Origin of the sequence: Escherichia sp. E2562 (assembly GCF_005781075.1) — a bacterium.
Taxonomy (GTDB): domain Bacteria; phylum Pseudomonadota; class Gammaproteobacteria; order Enterobacterales; family Enterobacteriaceae; genus Escherichia.
The window spans coordinates 153,360-172,972 of sequence record NZ_VATM01000008.1 but is presented as its reverse complement, the minus strand read 5'-3'; the positions used below and the strand labels follow the sequence as shown (position 1 = coordinate 172,972).

Here is a 19,613-nt window from a genome sequence, read left to right as displayed (position 1 = left end):
TGCATCTCTTTTGTTTTTACTTCCCCCATTAAAAGAAATGCAGTGAAAAAGCTTATACGTTATTTATTAAGAATACACTACGACTTTTAGTTTACCATCATCCTCGTTAAGAATAATCCACGATAAGAAGTGATAGAAATCACAGTTTTATCGTCTATATATCTTTTTGGTGTGAATTATTTATTAAAAGCATAAGCAAGGGATTAAATTAAGGATAAAAAATAAAAGCGCAGTGCAGAAAGCACTGCGCACAAGAAGGTTTATACCGTTTTATTCCGTTTCATTACCATTGCCACAATAAGGCTTAGTAATAGTGCGCCTATAATCCACATCAGCGCACTGCTGCCCTGGGACCACAAGCTGTAAATAAAACCGATGATCACCAACAACATAACCAGCGTGCCAACGATGAGGATTGGCAACGAGGCGTGGATATCATGACGCAGGCGGATAGCGACCATAAACACCGCCAGGTAACAGACCAAAAAAGTGGCACTGGCGACGCTGGCGAGCGAGCCTAAATTCAACGCCGCCGTCATCAGCATGATCAACACCACCACGATGATGTTGCCCCATGTGCTCTGCCGCCACAGGGATTTATTCATTAGCTTCGGCAGTTCATGCTCGCTGCCCATGTTGTCCATGATATTAAATACCGCGAACAGGTTAGCGTTAATGGCTGAAGCCGTCGCCAGTAAAGCGCCGATCACCACAATCACATACCCCACATGCCCGAGCAGCGGAGAAGCGGCCTGCGCTACTGCGGTATCGGCATATTTTTCTAACTCTAATGCCGAAACATCGCTAAGCAGTACCAGCGCTAGTGCGATGTAAAGCAGCGTAGTAACGCCAATCGCCACCAGAAACGCCCGTGGCATAATGACCGCCGGATCTTTCACTTTATCCGCTGCGTTCGCCATCATGCCAAAGCCCGCGTAGGCCAGGAAGGTAATCCCGATACAAGAGAAGAACGCGCCGGAAGTGGGGGGCGCGGAGACAGAAATGTGCGCAGGTTGTAGCGACCAGACACCCGCAATGATCAACAACAACAGGATCATCATTTTGATGCCAACGAGGATAACTTCCAGTCGACCTACCGCGTGGTTGCTTAAAGAGTTGAAGAGAGTCATCAGCGCAATGATAGCCAGCGCGTACAGCAAAATAAGATGCTCATCCTGGCTGCCTTCATGCAGAAACTGCACGGCATAAGCACCAAATGCGCGGGCAACCATAGCAATACTCACCGCCAGCGTCATCAGGTAAAGCAAGGATAATGCCAGTGAAAAGACGCCGTTCCCTAATCCCCGGCGAAAGAAGTCAATAATCCCGCCATTACTGGGATAACTCGCCCCAAGTCGCGCATAGGCATAACCGGAAAACATCGCCACTATGCCGCCAAAGGCAAAGGCGACCCAGGTTGAGGCTTCCATTAACAACGCCGCCTGCCCCAGCAGGGCAAAGATCCCTGCCCCCACCATTGCCCCGATGCCAATGGAAACGACGTTCCATAGCCCGAGGGGTTTGTTACCGTTATCACCTTCCGCGTTCATCATGATCAGCCCTTAAACACGTTATAGCCGAGTTGGTTAGCAACAGATGCCACCATTTTCTGACCCCGAACACTATTACCGTCTTCATCCAGCGGCGGGGAGAACGCGGCAATCCCCATCACGCCAGGTACTACCGCCAGAATGCCGCCGCCAACGCCGCTTTTTCCTGGCAAACCAACGCGATACGCCCAGTCACCGGAGCGACCATACAGCCCTTCCATCATCATTTCGGCCAGAATGTATGGCACGTTGTCGGCCTGCAGAATACGTTTTTGACTTAGCGGATTAACCCCGCCCGCCGCCAGCGTCGCGCCAAGCGTCGCCAGTTCCACGGTATTGATGAGCGTGGAACATTGGCGAGTGTAGACATCACAGGCTTCCATCGCATCGCAATAGAGATATCCGGCGGAGTACAGCAGCCAGGCAATAGCGCGGTTATGGAAGTTGGTTGTTTGTTCCGACTGGTTGACTTCGTCAGAGAGCGCGACTTGTTCTCCTGCAAGCTGTTGTTGAATATGTAAAATTCGCTGCCAGCGTTGTTCTGCATTCTCGGCTTTAATCAGACTGACGGCGGCGATAGCCCCCGCATTAACCAGCGGTGATAACGGTTTGCCACCATGAAGCTCTAAGGCAATGACCGAGTTAAAGGGAAGTCCGGTGGGATCTGCGCCAATTTTATCCTGTACAGCCTGCGGGCCGACATCTTCTAACGCGAGGGCTAGCGTACAGACTTTGGAGATGGATTCCAGCGCAAAGCGGTAATCACTGTCACCGGCACTATAGATATTGCCATCGCAGGTTACGATAGCGACGCTCGCCAGTTGACTGGGTACATTCGCCAGAAAGGGGATGTAGTCGGCGTTTTGTCCGCCGCTAAGTGAGTGAAATTGGGTGTACGCCTGATCCACTGCTTGTTGTAGTTTGTTTGCATCTAACATCTTTTGTTAACTCCTTTTTATAGATGCGGGAGGTATTTCCTCACCCCGATGCCAGTTTTCAGGCATCCTGATTTAACTTAGCACCCGTACTTTAGATAAAGGAAAACAAAGAGATAAATGTCTAATTCTGATGCTAATTGCGCCAATTGTTTAATCTCTGCCGACTTTTCATTTCGCTGATAAATAATTTCTTGACCTTCCCCTTGCTGGAAGGTTTACCCTTTATCACAGTCAGTCAACACTGTCTTAAAGGAGTACGTTATGTCACAAACTATCGACCTGATCCTGGACGGCCTGTCCTGCGGTCACTGCGTTAAACGCGTGAAAGAAAGTCTCGAACAGCGCCCGGACGTTGAGCAGGCGGATGTGTCTGTCACTGAAGCACACGTTACCGGCACTGCCAGTGCAGAACAGCTGATCGAAACCATCAAACAAGCGGGTTATGACGCATCTGTAAGCCACCCAAAGGCTAAACCGCTGGCGGAGTCATCAATCCCGTCGGAAGCACTGACAGCGGTTTCTGATGAGCTTCCGGCAGCGACCGCCGATGACGATGACAGCCAGCAGTTGCTGCTGAGCGGCATGAGCTGCGCCAGCTGTGTCACCCGCGTACAAAATGCGCTGCAAAGCGTACCGGGCGTCACCCAGGCACGGGTAAACCTGGCGGAGCGTACTGCGCTGGTGATGGGCAGTGCCTCCCCACAAGATTTAGTCCAGGCGGTGGAGAAAGCAGGTTACGGCGCAGAGGCAATTGAAGATGACGCTAAACGTCGTGAGCGCCAGCAAGAAACCGCCATCGCTACAATGAAGCGCTTCCGCTGGCAGGCGATTGTCGCCCTGGCGGTGGGTATCCCGGTGATGGTCTGGGGGATGATCGGCGATAACATGATGGTTACTGCCGACAACCGCAGCCTGTGGCTGGTTATCGGCCTGATAACCCTGGCGGTGATGGTTTTCGCGGGCGGACATTTTTACCGCAGCGCATGGAAAAGCCTGCGCAACGGTGCGGCGACGATGGATACGCTGGTGGCGCTGGGTACGGGCGTGGCGTGGCTCTATTCGATGAGCGTCAACCTGTGGCCGCAGTGGTTCCCGATGGAAGCACGACATCTTTATTACGAAGCCAGCGCGATGATTATCGGTCTGATCAATCTCGGTCATATGCTGGAAGCGCGCGCACGTCAGCGTTCTTCAAAGGCGCTGGAGAAGTTACTCGATTTAACGCCGCCAACGGCGCGCCTGGTTACTGACGAAGGTGAAAAAAGCGTGCCGCTGGCGGAAGTTCAGCCAGGCATGCTACTGCGCCTGACGACGGGCGACCGCGTGCCGGTAGATGGTGAAATTACCCAGGGCGAAGCGTGGCTGGATGAAGCGATGCTGACGGGCGAACCTATCCCGCAGCAAAAGGGCGAAGGCGATAGCGTCCATGCCGGGACAGTGGTTCAGGACGGTAGCGTGCTGTTTCGCGCCAGTGCGGTTGGCAGCCATACCACGCTGTCACGGATTATTCGTATGGTGCGCCAGGCCCAGAGCAGCAAGCCAGAAATCGGCCAGCTGGCGGATAAAATCTCTGCCGTATTTGTGCCTGTAGTGGTGGTTATTGCGCTGATCAGTGCGGCAATCTGGTATTTCTTTGGTCCGGCACCGCAGATTGTCTATACCCTGGTGATTGCCACCACGGTGCTGATTATCGCCTGTCCGTGTGCGCTGGGGCTGGCGACGCCGATGTCGATTATTTCCGGCGTCGGGCGGGCGGCTGAGTTTGGTGTGCTGGTGCGGGACGCCGACGCACTGCAACGGGCCAGTATGCTTGATACCGTCGTGTTCGATAAAACCGGGACGCTGACCGAAGGGAAGCCGCAGGTTGTCGCAGTAAACACATTTGCTGATGTTGATGAAGCGCAGGCATTGCGTCTGGCGGCGGCGCTGGAGCAAGGTTCCAGCCATCCGCTGGCACGAGCGATCCTCGATAAAGCAGGCGATATGCAGCTACCGCAGGTCAACGGTTTCCGCACATTGCGCGGGCTGGGCGTGAGCGGTGAAGCAGAAGGTCATGCGTTATTGCTGGGTAATCAGGCGTTGCTAAATGACCAGCAAGTCGATACTAAAGCGATTGAAGCAGATATTTCAGCTCAGGCATCGCAAGGCGCAACGCCTGTGCTGCTGGCGGTTGACGGGAAAGCGGTGGCCTTACTGGCAGTACGCGATCCGTTGCGTAATGATAGCGTGGCGGCGCTGCAACGTCTGCATAAAGCGGGATATCGTCTGGTGATGTTGACCGGGGATAACCCAACCACCGCCAAAGCAATCGCCAAAGAAGCTGGAATTGATGAAGTGATTGCCGGGGTGCTGCCGGACGGTAAAGCCGAAGCGATCAAACGTCTGCAAAGTGAAGGACGTCAGGTGGCAATGGTGGGCGACGGCATTAACGACGCGCCAGCGCTGGCCCAGGCGGATGTCGGTATTGCGATGGGGGGCGGCAGTGATGTTGCCATTGAAACCGCGGCGATTACCCTGATGCGCCATAGCCTGATGGGTGTTGCGGATGCGCTCGCGATTTCCCGCGCAACGCTGCGCAACATGAAGCAGAACCTGCTCGGCGCGTTTATCTACAACAGTATCGGTATTCCGGTCGCCGCCGGTATTTTGTGGCCGTTCACTGGAACGTTGCTTAACCCGGTAGTTGCCGGAGCGGCAATGGCGCTCTCGTCGATTACCGTAGTGAGTAACGCCAACCGGTTGCTGCGGTTTAAACCGAAGGAATGATTGGTATTTACTTAATGCGTTTGTGAGATCCAGTTCTTGTTGCGCTCCTTTTATGAGTAATGCCATATAAAGTGACTGGCGCAGGGAGCGCGCAGGGGGCGGCCAATCGCCGCCGCCCCCTGCACCCCCGGGCTCTGGCGAACAAAATCGCCGCTGCGCGGTACCCTCAGCTTATCCCTTGCGGCTACCGGGTCGGGCGCGAGGTAACATCCCTGTAAAACGCGCCCTCAGCCCACATCCATGTGGGCTGCCCCGGCCTTCAGGGAACGCCTCGGCGATTTTGACGCCACCAACACCCGTGCAGTCTTTCGTTTCAAAGCAAAAACAATTTTTCGATCATATTTAAGCTACCACTGAACAAGCCTCATAACTCTATTTGCGCCATCCCTCCCCGCGCGCTAGCATGATATTTCACAAAGGGAGGTCGTATGGATCTGTTGTACCGGGTAAAAACGCTTTGGGCCGCGCTGCGCGGTAATCATTACACCTGGCCTGCCATCGATATAACCCTCCCCGGCAATCGCCATTTTCATCTGATTGGCAGTATTCATATGGGGAGTCACGATATGGCTCCCCTGCCCACCCGTTTGCTCAAAAAGCTCAAAAACGCCGATGCGCTGATCGTCGAGGCGGATGTTTCCACCAGCGATACGCCTTTTGCCAATTTGCCAGCCTGCGAGGCGCTGGAAGAGCGCATTAGCGAAGAACAATTGCAAAATCTGCAGCACATTAGCCAGGAGATGGGCATTTCTCCCTCACTCTTTTCTACCCAACCGTTGTGGCAAATCGCGATGGTTCTTCAGGCGACACAGGCGCAAAAACTGGGGCTGCGGGCAGAATATGGTATCGATTACCAGCTATTGCAGGTGGCGAAGCAACAACATAAACCCGTGATTGAACTGGAAGGGGCAGAAAACCAGATTGCCATGTTGCTCCAGCTTCCCGACAAAGGACAGGCGCTGCTGGACGATACGCTGACCCACTGGCATACCAACGCACGGTTGCTGCAACAAATGATGAGCTGGTGGCTGAATGCACCGCCACAAAATAATGAAATAACGCTGCCCAATACGTTCAGTCAGTCGCTGTATGATGTCCTGATGCACCAGAGAAATCTCGCCTGGCGGGATAAACTGCATGCCATGCCGCCAGGGCGCTATGTGGTCGCGGTCGGTGCTTTACATCTGTATGGAGAAGGAAATTTGCCGCAAATGTTGCGCTAAAAAAATGGCCAATATCGCTATTGGCCCGTCAAAGAGGAATTTCATATTTTTATTATTATGCCGTCGCTTTAAACGACGGTGTAAGTCGATTGTCGCTCAATCTCACCATCCTGCCAATACTCTTAGGCAAGATGGCACTTTTTTTTGGACCACCATCAGGCGTATGCTTGCTTCGTTTTTTTGTTTAAGGCAGGAAAATTACGATGACACCGGCAGTTAAATTACTCGAAAAAAACAAAATTTCTTTTCAGGTTCATACCTACGAACACGATCCGGCAGAAACCAATTTTGGCGATGAAGTCGTCAAAAAATTAGGTTTGAATCCGGATCAGGTCTACAAAACGCTGCTGGTCGCAGTGAATGGCGATATGAAACACCTTGCCGTGGCCGTCACGCCAGTCGCAGGTCAATTAGATCTCAAAAAAGTAGCAAAGGCGCTGGGTGCCAAGAAAGTAGAGATGGCCGATCCGATGGTCGCGCAGCGTTCAACGGGATATCTGGTTGGGGGAATTAGCCCATTAGGGCAGAAAAAACGTCTGCCGACGATTATCGACGCCCCCGCACAAGAATTTGCCACTATTTATGTTTCCGGCGGTAAACGCGGGCTGGATATCGAACTGGCGGCAGGCGACCTGGCGAAGATCCTCGATGCTAAATTTGCTGATATCGCCCGTCGCGATTAAGCATTGTGCCGGATGTGAGCATCCGGCACTTTCAGATTACTGCCAGCTCACCTCACCTTTCGGTTCATAGACACTCACATCCAGCGGCGAGTTTTTCTGGATATACGCTTTCAGCACTTCGGCATCAATAAAGCCGGTATTCACATAGCCCGGTTTGTTATCAAGGTGCGGGTAACCATCACCGCCAGTAGCATTAAAGTTTAATGTTGCCATGCGGTAGGTTTTTGCCGGATCGACCGGTTCGCCTTTGATTTTCAGGTCGTTGAGTTTGCCGTCTTTCGCCACAAAGCTGACGTTGGCAAATTGCGGGTAGGCACCGGAATCCGGCTTCATCTGCGCGACGGCAGTCAGATAATCAATCGCCTCTTTACCGGTCATGTCGGCATACACCACCACATTGCCGAACGGCTGCACTTTCAGCACGTTTTTATAGCTGATATTGCCTGCCTCGATAGAATCACGAATCCCGCCTCCGCTCATCACCGCAAAGTCAGCACCAGTACGATCCATTTGGGCTGCCAGAATCAACCGCCCCATATTGGTCTGTACAAAACGCACTTTGTCACGATCGCCTTCCAGACGACCGTTGGTTTCGCCTATTTTCACTTCCAGCTGCGCTTTGCCTTTGTTCTGGAACGGCGATAACAGTGAGATCATTTGCTGATTCTCGGCGATTTCCGGAGTGTACAGCACACGCTCGCTTTTCCCGTCTTCCCAGGTGACTTTTTTCTTCAGGTTCACCGGAATCAGCTGGTAGTTGACCATTTTCATTTCGCCGTTGCGAAACTCAAAGTCGGCCCGACCAACGTACTTGCCCCACTCATGTGCTTGTACAATCCAGATGCCGTTTTGTTGATCCGGTTTGCATGGCGTACCAGGAACGTAATCTACCTGCTTTTTATTTTCCGCAGCCATACAGACTGGATCTTGCGAATGTCCGCCGACAATCATCGCCAGCGATCCGGCCGGCAAACTGCGCGCCATCTCTACATCACCCGGCGCGTTAGAACCGTGCTCACCGTTGTCGTAATGCCCCATATGGGTCGCCGCGATAATAATGTCCGGCTTTTCTGTCTGTTGCAGCTCCTGGATCACCAGTTTGGCTTCGTCGGCAGGTTTACGGAATTCAATGTCGGTGAAGTTTTCTGGGTTACCTAACTTCGCTGTTTCATCAGTTGTTAAACCGATAACGGCGATTTTCAGATCCTGGCGCTTAAACAGCGCCCATGGTTTAAACAGGCGCTCGCCGGTACTTTTTTGATAGATATTGGCAGAGAGCAACGGGAACTTTGCCCACTTTTCCTGCTGGCGTAATACGGTGAGCGGGTTATCAAATTCATGATTGCCAATCGCCATTGCATCATAGCCCACCAGATTCATGCCGCGAAAATCTGGCTCTGCGTCCTGTAAGTCAGACTCCGGCACACCGGTATTAATGTCGCCACCAGAAAGTAGCAGCACGCTCCCGCCTTCAGCGGCGACCTCTTTACGAATACCGTCCACCAGCGTTTTTTGTGCCGCCAGACCGTATTCGCCATATTCATTGCGCCAGAAATGACCGTGATGGTCGTTGGTATGCAGAACCGTAATTTTATAGGTTTTATCCTGCTCATAGGCCAACGCAGTTTCACTCGCCAGTGACAATGTGGTTAACAGTGCTAATGCCACACCCCGCTGCAATAATTTCATACTTCTCTCCCTGACCAGATAATAACGTGTTGAAAATTAGTATGACGCGACATCATAGACAAGTCTGCGTTCGGTTACGATAAATCTACATCCAGATTGGAAATTCTGTTTTCCACATTGAGACTTCCTTCAATCAGCGCATACAGGTATGTTAGTCGGGTAATAATCACAAATAAGATCATTCTTTACATCGCAACCCTAAAAAAGTGACTTTCCTATGGCAATGAGTGAACAAACCCAGCCTGTGGCGGGCGCGGCTGCATCGACCACTAAGGCTCGCACATCGTTTGGCATTTTAGGCGCTATCAGCCTTTCGCATCTGCTGAACGACATGATCCAATCGCTGATTCTGGCGATTTATCCGCTATTACAGTCAGAGTTTTCCCTGACATTTATGCAGATTGGGCTGATAACCCTCACCTTCCAGCTCGCCTCTTCGCTGCTGCAACCAGTGGTCGGTTACTGGACAGATAAATACCCAATGCCGTGGTCGTTGCCAATTGGCATGTGCTTTACCTTAAGCGGCCTGGTGCTGCTGGCGCTGGCGGGCAGTTTTGGCTCGGTGTTGCTGGCGGCGGCGCTGGTCGGTACCGGTTCGTCGGTCTTTCATCCGGAATCTTCCCGCGTGGCACGTATGGCGTCTGGCGGACGTCATGGTCTGGCGCAATCCATCTTCCAGGTCGGCGGTAACTTTGGCAGTTCGTTGGGACCTTTGCTGGCGGCGGTGCTCATCGCCCCCTATGGCAAAGGCAACGTTGCATGGTTTGTACTGGCGGCACTGCTGGCAATCGTGGTGTTGGCGCAAATCAGCCGCTGGTACTCTGCGCAGCACCGAATGAGTAAAGGCAAGCCGAAAGCGCCAATAATCAATCCGCTGCCACGAAATAAGGTCGTGCTGGCTGTTTGCGTACTGTTAGTGCTGATTTTCTCGAAATATTTCTATATGGCGAGCATCAGCAGCTATTACACCTTTTATCTGATGGAAAAATTCGGATTATCCATCCAGAATGCCCAACTTCATCTGTTTGCCTTCCTGTTTGCCGTTGCGGCGGGGACGGTGATTGGCGGGCCTGTTGGCGATAAGATTGGTCGAAAATATGTAATTTGGGGCTCTATCCTCGGCGTTGCGCCTTTTACGCTTATTTTACCGTACGCAAGCCTGCACTGGACGGGGGTTTTGACGGTGATTATTGGATTTATCCTCGCCTCTGCGTTTTCTGCCATTCTGGTTTATGCGCAAGAGCTGTTGCCGGGGCGTATCGGCATGGTTTCCGGGCTCTTTTTCGGTTTTGCTTTTGGCATGGGTGGCCTTGGAGCCGCAGTTCTGGGGCTTATCGCCGACCATACCAGTATCGAGTTAGTTTATAAAATCTGTGCTTTCCTGCCGCTTCTTGGCATGTTGACCATATTCTTACCTGATAATCGGCATAAATCCTGAATTCCCGGCAGCCAAAGGTAAACTTTGGCTGCTTCATTTTGCAGTAACCATAAGCCTTTCCTCTTCATACACCTCATCACTTTTCCGATCCGTGCCTTTTTTGCGGCTAATTCCATTTTTCTGCAAAATTCAATAATTATTCATAAACATAATCTATGAAATTGTCATAAACTATTACCTGTAATTTTGGTTTTCCCGGCCAAAATATGGACAACCACCACCAGGAAAAGGAGACGGAATGCATCACGCCACCCCGCTTATCACCACAATTGTTGGCGGCCTTGTGCTTGCCTTTATCCTCGGCATGCTGGCCAATAAACTGCGTATTTCTCCTCTGGTGGGATATCTGTTAGCGGGTGTGCTGGCAGGCCCCTTTACCCCAGGTTTTGTTGCCGATACAAAACTTGCGCCTGAACTGGCGGAACTGGGCGTTATTTTGCTGATGTTCGGCGTCGGTTTGCATTTTTCGCTCAAGGATTTGATGGCGGTAAAGTCCATCGCCATTCCCGGCGCGGTCGCCCAGATAGCCGTGGCGACACTGCTGGGTATGGCTCTTTCTGCCGTGATCGGCTGGTCGTTAATGACCGGCATCGTGTTCGGTTTGTGTCTTTCCACCGCCAGTACCGTGGTGCTGCTGCGCGCACTTGAAGAACGGCAGTTGATAGACAGCCAGCGAGGGCAAATCGCCATTGGCTGGCTGATTGTGGAAGACCTGGTGATGGTCCTGACGCTGGTGTTGCTGCCAGCGGTAGCCGGAATGCTGGAACAGGGCGATGTGGGCTTTGCGACGCTGGCGCTGGATATGAGTATCACCATCGGCAAAGTCGTCGCGTTTATTGCCATTATGATGTTGGTAGGTCGCCGTCTGGTGCCGTGGATTATGGCACGTAGCGCGGCAACGGGTTCGCGTGAGCTGTTTACCCTGTCGGTGCTGGCGCTGGCGTTAGGGATTGCTTTTGGCGCGGTGGAGCTGTTTGACGTCTCCTTTGCACTCGGCGCGTTCTTTGCCGGGATGGTGCTGAATGAGTCCGAACTTAGCCACCGTGCCGCCCACGATACACTGCCATTACGTGATGCGTTTGCTGTGTTGTTCTTCGTCTCTGTCGGGATGTTGTTTGATCCGTTAATCCTGATTCAGCAGCCGTTGGCGGTGCTGGCTACGCTGGCGATTATTCTGTTTGGTAAATCGGTTGCGGCGCTTTTCCTCGTCCGGTTGTTTGGTCACTCCCAGCGTACGGCGTTGACCATCGCCGCCAGCCTGGCGCAAATTGGTGAGTTCGCCTTTATTCTGGCGGGTCTGGGGATGGCGCTGAATCTGCTGCCGCAGGCGGGGCAAAACCTGGTGCTGGCGGGGGCGATTTTGTCGATTATGCTCAACCCGGTGCTGTTCGCGCTGCTGGAGAAATACCTGGCGAAAACCGAAACGCTGGAAGAGCAGACGCTGGAGGAAGCTATCGAAGAAGAGAAGCAGATTCCGGTTGATATCTGCAACCATGCGCTGCTGGTAGGTTATGGTCGTGTGGGCAGCCTGCTGGGGGAGAAATTGCTCGCATCTGATATTCCTTTAGTGGTGATTGAGACGTCACGTACTCGCGTCGACGAACTGCGTGAGCGCGGAGTCCGGGCGGTATTAGGCAACGCGGCTAACGAAGAGATCATGCAACTGGCGCATCTGGAATGCGCAAAATGGCTGATCCTGACGATTCCCAACGGTTACGAAGCCGGCGAGATTGTGGCGTCTGCTCGCGCGAAAAACCCGGATATTGAGATTATCGCCCGCGCCCATTATGACGACGAGGTGGCATATATCACCGAACGTGGCGCAAATCAGGTGGTGATGGGCGAGCGTGAAATTGCCCGCACCATGCTGGAACTGCTGGAAACGCCACCGGCAGATGAAGTGGTGACGGGGTAAACGGTAGTTGCCGGATAATAGGCGCGGATATGTAGGCCTGATAAGACGCGGCCAGCGTCGCATCAGGCATCGAGCGCAAAATGCCAGATGCGGCGTGAACGCCTTATCTGGCCTACGAACCGACGATAACTTAACGATCCCAGTAAGATTCTTCCAGGCTGTCTTCACGCTCCGGCAGCCCGCGCGTTAAGCGTGGAGAATGCTGGTTAAGCACCTGATAGCTCACACGGTTGGCGTATTTACACACCTGCGCTAATGACGAATACGTCAGCCAGGTGAATTTATGTTTGCTGGAATTTGGTACGTTGCTACGGTGATAACTGTTAGCGGTAATGTCATGCAACAGCGCCGCCAGCGCCCCATCTCCGGCACCGTTGGTGTTCATGATTTTTTCTGGTCCGCCCATATACGGCGCAATGTGCGAATAGACGCGCAGCGGATTCTGGCAATCCTTGTGGCGCATAGCGCGGCTAAACTCATACTGGTTAAATTCCGCGATAGCGCCCGGCAGCAGCGGATGCTGGGTTTTGCGTTTCGCTTCGTCTTCAGTAAAGCCCGCCATATACAAACCGATTGGCCCGGCGGTACACAGCACCAGATCCACCCAGTCCAGCGCCTTGTCAGACGCCAGCAGCGGATCGCTCTCTCCGGTCAACGCTTCGGCTTCTTCTTCGTTCATCGCAAGGATGGAAACGTGTTCTTTGAGGAATTGCTGCCACCACTGCGGATTCTCGGCGATGACAAATTTAGTCCCCAGCGTCAGCACCACCGGCACGTTATATTTCTTCGCGTACTCAATGGCTTTCATGGTCGCTTCCGGCATCGGTTCGCCCGGCTTGCAGCGCACCAGATATGAGGTGAGTACCAGCGCCGACGCTCCGGCAATCACATCTTCCGGAATGCTTTCTGCCCGTAGCTGGTTCATGTGGCCGGGGCTAATGGCAAAAGTGCGTTCGCCAGACTCGCCAATCAGCGTAAAGCAGCGTCCAATCGGGCCGTCTACGCCTTGCAGATAGTTAAGATCGGTACGGCTGGAGGTATTACACAAATAACGATAGGCGTAGCTGCCAATTTCAATATTGCTGCACATCACGCCCAGTAGTACCGAGCGGTCATCCGCCAGTACCGAGTAGTTATGCATGGTATTACCAATAGTGCCCCCCGCAAACTGATGGGTAATCAGATTTTTCTCTTTAAGTTCCTGATAGAGTGCTTCGGCAACATCATCTTCAATCACCAGTGAATGCCCGGCGCTTAATCCATAACGCTCAATAAATTCATCATCCACTTTTGCTTCAATATCTACCAACGTCTGGTCGATACCCACCACCCAGGCAGCGCTGGTTTCGTTTTCTGGCTGGATTTGCTGCAACAGCGGATCGCGTGCGTTTACAGGGAAGTAATGTTTGGATTTACGTTTACCGGGAAATTTCATGGTTGTTTTTACGGGTGGTTAACTGAGCGGCGAATGTTAACACAATCTCACGGGAACGCGCGAGATGCAGCCAGTTTCAATATCAGCAGACGAGATCGCATTATCATGGCAGAGCTTCCTTACAATGGCGTAATTTGAAAGGAGTTTTTCTATGAAGATGGAAAACAAATTACCCGCACTGGAACTGATTTCTGCCGAAATGAGGGCCGTTGTTAATACGCTTCAGCCTGATTTACCGCCCTGGCCCGCAGAAGGAACACTTGCCGAGCAGCGTCAGCATTACTCGCTCGAGCGGCGATTCTGGAATGCGGGCGCTCCAGAAATGGAAACCAGGGATTACGCAGTTCCGACAAAATATGGACAAGTGGAGGCCCGTTTATTTTGTCCAAATTCAGATAGCCCAGCGACGCTATTTTATCTTCACGGCGGTGGTTTTATTCTCGGCAATCTCGATACTCACGATCGCATCATGCGCCTGCTGGCAATCTACACTCAGTGTACGGTGATTGGCATTGATTACACCCTTTCGCCAGAAGCGCGTTTTCCGCAGGCGATAGAGGAAATCGTGGCCGCCTGTTGTCACTTCCACCAGCAGGCGGGCGATTATCAAATTAATATGTCACATATTGGCTTTGCCGGTGATTCCGCTGGCGCAATGCTGGCGCTCGCCAGCGCCTTGTGGCTGCGGGATAAACAGATCGATTGCGGTAAGGTTGTGGGCGTTTTGCTGTGGTATGGACTTTATGGGTTACGGGATTCCGTGACTCGTCGCCTGCTGGGCGGTACCTGGGATGGCTTAACGCAACAGGATTTACAGATGTATGAAGAGGCATATTTAGGCAGCGAAGCGGATCGCGAGTCGCCGTATTACTGCCTGTTTAATAATGATCTCACTCGAAATGTGCCGCCCTGTTATATCGCCGGAGCGGAGTTCGATCCGCTGCTGGATGACAGTCGCCTGCTTTACCAGACGTTAGCGGCACACCAGCAACCTTGTGAGTTCAAACTCTACTCCGGTACGCTGCACGCCTTTTTGCATTATTCACGGATGATGAAAACCGCCGACGATGCTCTACGCGACGGTGCTCGATTCTTTAGCGATAGGCTGCAACAAGATTAGCCATCATTTCGATATGTTCCGGTGTAGCATTAAGCGCCGGAATATATTCGTATTTTTTCCCGCCAGCGCCGAGGAAGACTTCACGGTTTTGCTCGGCAATCTCTTCCAGCGTCTCCAGACAATCCGCAGCAAAGCCCGGACACACCACCTGAATATGACCGACACCTTTTTCTCCGAGCATTTTCAGCGTTTCGTCGGTATAAGGCATCAGCCAGGGTTCCCGACCAAAGCGCGACTGAAAGGTCATCATCACTTTTTCCGGTGCCATCCCCAGTGCGGAAGCCAGTTCGCGAGTCGTTGTGCGGCAACGCTGCGGGTAATCATCACCTTCATCCGCGTAACGCTGAGGAATGCCATGATAAGAGAGCAGCAGCAGCTCCGGCTCGCCATGTTTTTCGAAAGAGGCCCGCACGCTGTTCGCCAGCGCATTAATGTAATCGTGGTTATCGGCGTAATCACGAATAAACGAAATCCCCGGAATGCTACGCTTGCGCGCGAGAATGCGTGCAAGTTCATCCCACACAGCGCCAACCGTAGAGCAGGAGTATTGCGGATAGAGCGGCAGCACCACAATATGATCAACATGTTCTGCCAGTAGTTCATCGACGGCACTTTCCAGTGATGGCGAGCCGTAGCTCATGCCCAGCGCCACTGGCGTTTCCGGTAAACGTTGTGCCAGCGCCTGCTGTTGCTGGCGGCTGTAAACCATCAGTGGCGAGCCGTCTTCCATCCAGACCGAGGCGTACAGCTTCGCCACGCGCGGTGAGCGCAGCGGCAAAATCACACCACGCAGCAACGGCCACCACAACAGCCGTGAGGTATCAACCACGCGTCTATCGCTTAAAAATTGTTTCAGATAGCGTTTTACCGCTTCAGGAGTGGGGGCATCGGGCGTCCCCAGGTTTGCCAGCAGGATACCGGTTTTAGTCTGACGCATTACCGCCTCTTATCGATTCAACTTGTTGATAATTGTAGCGGAAAAGTGAGGAAGAAGAACTAATTGCTGTGAGAGGCCTGGCCTGAGGAGGATACGCAGACCTGCCCGAGAGCAGATCTGCTGCGGCTTGATTAGCCGAGGATTTTTTCCAGAGCCGCGCGAACTTCAGCAACCGGTTTGGTGCCGTCAACTTTCGCGTATTTGGTGTTACCCGCTTCTGCTTCTTTGGAGTAGTAGCCAATCAGCGGTGCAGTCATCTGATGGTATTCAACCAGACGTTTACGTACGGTTTCTTCCTGATCGTCTTTACGAGTAGTCAGCTCTTCACCGGTCACGTCGTCTTTGCCTTCTACTTTCGGCGGATTGAATTTAACGTGATATACACGACCAGACGGCGCGTGAACGCGGCGGCCCACGATACGATCAACGATCAGTTCGTCCGGCACGTCGAATTCCAGAACGTAATCAACATTGATGCCCGCTTCTTTCATCGCGTCTGCCTGCGGAATGGTACGCGGGAAGCCGTCCAACAGGAAACCATTACGGCAATCTTCCTGAGCAATGCGCTCTTTAACCAGCGCGATCACCAGTTCATCGGTGACCAGTTTGCCAGCGTCCATAATGTCTTTAGCTTGTTTACCCAGCTCGGAGCCAGATTTGACTGCGGCACGCAGCATATCGCCAGTGGAGATTTGCGGAATACCATATTTCTCCATGATGAACTGAGCCTGAGTCCCTTTCCCCGCGCCCGGAGCGCCAAGCAGAATGATACGCATTGCGAAAATCCCCTTAAATTGTGTCGAATTTTTTGAAAAAGCGATAAACGATACCACCAACAGGCGATTGCCTCAAGAAAGGCGCCCGGGGCTGAAACGGTTAATGGTGAGATAATTTGCGGAAAGTGCAGAGGATGAAAAGAAAAATGCCGGATGACACGAAGGTCATCCGGCACCACATTCAGCTGTATGCCGGATAAAATTCATCCGGCATTACATCAGGAAACCAGTAGCTGGTTCATACGACGAATAAACAGGTTCGGATCTTCCAGCGTACCGCGTTCTGCCAGCAGCGCCTGATCCAGCAGCAGTTCTACCCACTCGCTGAACTTGGCTTCATCTTCAGTATCTGCAGCACGTTTCACCAGTACGTGATCCGGATTCAGTTCGAAGATGTATTTCACTTCTGGCACTTTCTGGCCCGCTGCGGCGAACAGTTTAGCCATCTGGGTGCTCATTTCGTCCGCGTCGGTAGAAACAATCGCTGGCGTATCGGTCAGACGGTGAGTCAGACGGACATCTTTCACGCGTTCGCCAAGCAGTGCTTTCACACGGTCGATGAACGGAGTCAGTGCTTTTTCCGCTTCTTTCGCACTTTCATCGACTTCATCAGCCAGTTTTTCCAGCGATTCATCAACTTTAGACACCGACTGGAACGGTTTACCGTCGAACTCAGTCAGATAGTTCATCATCCACTCATCGATGCGGTCGGAAAGCAGCAGAACTTCGATGCCTTTCTTACGCAGCAGTTCCAGGTGCGGGCTGCTCTTCGCTGCCGCATAGCTGTCTGCGGTGATGTAGTAGATTTTCTCCTGCCCTTCTTTCATGCGGGAAACGTAGTCTTCCAGAGACACGGTCTGCGCAGAAGAATCGGTATGGGTAGACGCAAAACGCAGCAGTTTGGCGATCGCTTCCTGGTTAGCGAAATCTTCCGCCGGACCTTCTTTCAGTACCAGGCCAAACTGTTGCCAGAAGGTCTGGTATTTTTCCGCGTCGTCTTTCGCCAGTTTTTCCAGCATTTGCAGCACACGCTTGGTCAGCGCATTGCGCAGATTGCGGGTTACGGTGCTGTCCTGGAGGATTTCACGGGAAACGTTCAGCGGCAGATCGCTGGAGTCAATCAGACCACGCACGAAGCGCAGATAGTTCGGCATGAACTGTTCTGCGTCGTCCATGATGAACACACGCTGGACGTACAGTTTCAGACCGTGTTTATGATCGCGGTTCCACATATCCCACGGTGCCTGAGACGGAATGTACAGCAGGCTGGTGTACTCCTGCTTACCTTCAACGCGGTTGTGGCTCCAGGTCAGCGGATCGTTAAAGTCGTGGGCGATGTGTTTGTAGAACTCTTTGTACTCTTCATCGGTGATTTCCGACTTGTTACGGGTCCACAGCGCCTGCGCTTTGTTGATTTTCTCCCAGGAGATAACGGTTTCGCCGTCTTTCTCTTCGCGTTTTTCGATCTCTACCGGCAGCGCGATATGGTCGGAGTATTTGCTGATGATGGAACGCACGCGCCAGTCATCGAGGAACTCGTCTTCGCCTTCACGCAGATGCAGGGTGATTTCAGTACCACGATCTTCTTTGGTGATGTCGGCAACGGTGTATTCACCTTCACCAGCCGATTCCCAGAACACGCCGTTTTCTGGTTTTTCGCCCGCCGCACGAGTACGCACGGTCACTTTATCGGCCACGATAAACGCAGAGTAGAAACCAACACCGAACTGACCGATCAGCTGGCTGTCTTTTGCCTGGTCAGAGCCCAGGGATTCGAGGAATGATTTGGTGCCGGATTTAGCGATAGTCCCCAGATGGTCAATCACTTCGTCGCGGGTCATCCCCACGCCGTTATCGGAGATGGTCAGCGTGCGCTTGTCTTTATCGAAAGAAACACGAACGCGCAGTTCGCCGTCACCTTCGTACAGATCCGGGTTAGAGAGCGCGCGGAAACGCAGCTTGTCCGCCGCATCGGAGGCGTTAGAGATAAGCTCACGCAGGAAGATTTCTTTATTGGAATACAGAGAATGGATCATCAGGTGCAGAAGCTGTTTCACTTCTGACTGAAAACCACGAGTTTCTTGTCCTTTCATGTAGGTCTACCTCAATAATGCCATTTTAAGGTTATAAACAGGATGAGGGGTAAATGGGGACAAGGAAGGATAATTTCAAGCGAGAGCAGGTGATCCTGCTCTCGTTTGCTTAAAAACGAATCTTATGACGCCCGGCAAGGGAGTGTGACAGCGTGGTGCCATCGACCATTTCCAGCTCGCCGCCAACCGGTACGCCATGAGCGATTCGGCTGGCTTCCACGTCATATTGCGCGCAAAGCTCGGCAATGTAGTTAGCGGTGGCTTCACCTTCGACCGTCGGGTTGGTGGCGAGGATCACTTCGGTGATTTTTTCTGCCGCCAGACGCTGTTCCAGGCGATCAAGTCCGATATCATCCGGGCCAATACCGTCCAGCGGTGACAGATGCCCCATCAACACAAAATAACGACCGGAAAACTGCCCCGTCTGCTCAATGGCGTAGATGTCCGCCGGACTCTCCACCACGCAGATTTGACCGTTTTCCTGACGACGCGGATTTGAACAGATGTTACAGACTTCCTGTTCAGTGAAGGTCCGACAATCGGCGCAGTGGCCGATTTCCGACATCGCCCGGGTGAGCGCCTGCGCCAGACGCATCCCGCCGCTACGATCGCGCTGAAGCAGCGTGAACGCCATACGCTGCGCCGACTTCGGGCCAACGCCCGGCAGACAGCGCAGTGCTTCCATAAGCTGTGTTAACAGCGGGCTGGTTTGCATCAGAACGGCATCTTAAAGCCTGGCGGCAGCTGCATTCCGGAGGAAACAGAGGCCATTTTTTCTTTCTGGGTTTCTTCGATGCGACGCGCTGCGTCGTTGAATGCCGCAGCGACCAAATCTTCCAGCATCTCTTTGTCGTCTTCCAGCAGGCTCGGGTCGATCTCTACGCGACGGCAGTTGTGAGCGCCATTGATGGTCACTTTCACCAGACCTGCGCCGGATTCGCCAGTCACTTCTAGCTTCGCGATTTCTTCCTGCATCTGCTGCATTTTTTCTTGCATCTGCTGGGCTTGCTTCATCAGGTTGCCCAGACCGCCTTTACCAAACATAGGTTT

15 protein-coding genes are annotated in these 19,613 nt (G+C 52.7%); 6 read left to right on the top strand and 9 right to left on the bottom strand.

The window, feature by feature from the left end; genetic code table 11:
• Window positions 1–260 precede the first annotated feature (260 nt).
• Entirely contained in the window at window positions 261–1,553 is a 1,293-nt protein-coding gene (locus FEK43_RS13930) for an APC family permease (protein ID WP_130206329.1), read from the bottom strand.
• A gap of 2 nt (window positions 1,554–1,555) precedes the next feature.
• Entirely contained in the window at window positions 1,556–2,488 is a 933-nt protein-coding gene (gene glsA / locus FEK43_RS13925; protein ID WP_130215511.1) for a glutaminase A, read from the bottom strand.
• Window positions 2,489–2,749: 261 nt separating this feature from the next.
• Here glsA and copA point away from each other — a divergent pair, with 261 nt between their 5' ends.
• The 3 genes from copA (at window position 2,750) to ybaK (ending at window position 7,160) form a co-directional block, all read left to right on the top strand.
• Window positions 2,750–5,254: a copper-exporting P-type ATPase CopA gene (gene copA / locus FEK43_RS13920; RefSeq protein ID WP_135406159.1), complete on the top strand. Its 2,505-nt coding sequence runs from the start codon at window positions 2,750–2,752 to the stop codon at window positions 5,252–5,254.
• A gap of 428 nt (window positions 5,255–5,682) precedes the next feature.
• Window positions 5,683–6,477 carry a TraB/GumN family protein gene (locus FEK43_RS13910; RefSeq protein WP_135406158.1) on the top strand — a complete coding sequence of 265 codons (795 nt, stop codon included), beginning with the start codon at window positions 5,683–5,685 and terminating at the stop codon, window positions 6,475–6,477.
• A 203-nt stretch (window positions 6,478–6,680) separates the two neighbouring features.
• On the top strand, window positions 6,681–7,160 hold the full coding sequence (gene ybaK / locus FEK43_RS13905) for a Cys-tRNA(Pro)/Cys-tRNA(Cys) deacylase YbaK (protein ID WP_130260288.1): 480 nt from the start codon (window positions 6,681–6,683) through the stop codon (window positions 7,158–7,160).
• A gap of 36 nt (window positions 7,161–7,196) precedes the next feature.
• Here ybaK and ushA read toward each other — a convergent pair whose 3' ends face one another.
• Window positions 7,197–8,849 (bottom strand): bifunctional UDP-sugar hydrolase/5'-nucleotidase, encoded by a 1,653-nt coding sequence (ushA, locus tag FEK43_RS13900; protein ID WP_130206319.1) that lies wholly within the window; start codon window positions 8,847–8,849, stop codon window positions 7,197–7,199.
• A 217-nt stretch (window positions 8,850–9,066) separates the two neighbouring features.
• Between ushA and fsr the strand changes: the two genes are divergently transcribed.
• Together fsr and ybaL are read left to right on the top strand one after the other, a co-directional pair.
• Window positions 9,067–10,287 carry a fosmidomycin MFS transporter gene (gene fsr, locus FEK43_RS13895; RefSeq protein WP_130206317.1) on the top strand — a complete coding sequence of 407 codons (1,221 nt, stop codon included), beginning with the start codon at window positions 9,067–9,069 and terminating at the stop codon, window positions 10,285–10,287.
• A 238-nt stretch (window positions 10,288–10,525) separates the two neighbouring features.
• Window positions 10,526–12,202 carry a YbaL family putative K(+) efflux transporter gene (gene ybaL / locus FEK43_RS13890; RefSeq protein WP_130206315.1) on the top strand — a complete coding sequence of 559 codons (1,677 nt, stop codon included), beginning with the start codon at window positions 10,526–10,528 and terminating at the stop codon, window positions 12,200–12,202.
• 130 nt (window positions 12,203–12,332) lie between these two features.
• On the opposite strand, the gene gsk is transcribed toward ybaL, so the two are convergent.
• Complete coding sequence (gene gsk / locus FEK43_RS13885) at window positions 12,333–13,637, bottom strand: inosine/guanosine kinase (protein ID WP_130206313.1); 1,305 nt, start codon at window positions 13,635–13,637, stop codon at window positions 12,333–12,335.
• 151 nt (window positions 13,638–13,788) lie between these two features.
• On the opposite strand from gsk, the gene aes reads away from it, so the two are divergent.
• On the top strand, window positions 13,789–14,757 hold the full coding sequence (gene aes, locus FEK43_RS13880; RefSeq protein WP_135406157.1) for an acetyl esterase: 969 nt from the start codon (window positions 13,789–13,791) through the stop codon (window positions 14,755–14,757).
• Here the strand turns inward: aes and hemH are convergent.
• From hemH to FEK43_RS13855, 5 genes are all read right to left on the bottom strand, one after another.
• Window positions 14,732–15,694 (bottom strand): ferrochelatase, encoded by a 963-nt coding sequence (gene hemH / locus FEK43_RS13875; protein ID WP_135406156.1) that lies wholly within the window; start codon window positions 15,692–15,694, stop codon window positions 14,732–14,734. The genes aes and hemH overlap by 26 nt on opposite strands.
• Before the next feature lie 131 nt (window positions 15,695–15,825).
• A complete protein-coding gene (gene adk / locus FEK43_RS13870) occupies window positions 15,826–16,470 on the bottom strand; it encodes an adenylate kinase (RefSeq protein ID WP_001313630.1) in 645 nt (214 codons plus the stop codon).
• A gap of 218 nt (window positions 16,471–16,688) precedes the next feature.
• Window positions 16,689–18,563 carry a molecular chaperone HtpG gene (gene htpG / locus FEK43_RS13865; RefSeq protein WP_000678201.1) on the bottom strand — a complete coding sequence of 625 codons (1,875 nt, stop codon included), beginning with the start codon at window positions 18,561–18,563 and terminating at the stop codon, window positions 16,689–16,691.
• Window positions 18,564–18,672: 109 nt separating this feature from the next.
• A complete protein-coding gene (gene recR, locus FEK43_RS13860; RefSeq protein WP_130206305.1) occupies window positions 18,673–19,278 on the bottom strand; it encodes a recombination mediator RecR in 606 nt (201 codons plus the stop codon).
• On the bottom strand, window positions 19,278–19,607 hold the full coding sequence (locus tag FEK43_RS13855) for a YbaB/EbfC family nucleoid-associated protein (RefSeq protein WP_001515903.1): 330 nt from the start codon (window positions 19,605–19,607) through the stop codon (window positions 19,278–19,280). Before FEK43_RS13855 ends, recR begins: the two co-directional genes overlap by 1 nt.
• Window positions 19,608–19,613 lie beyond the last annotated feature (6 nt).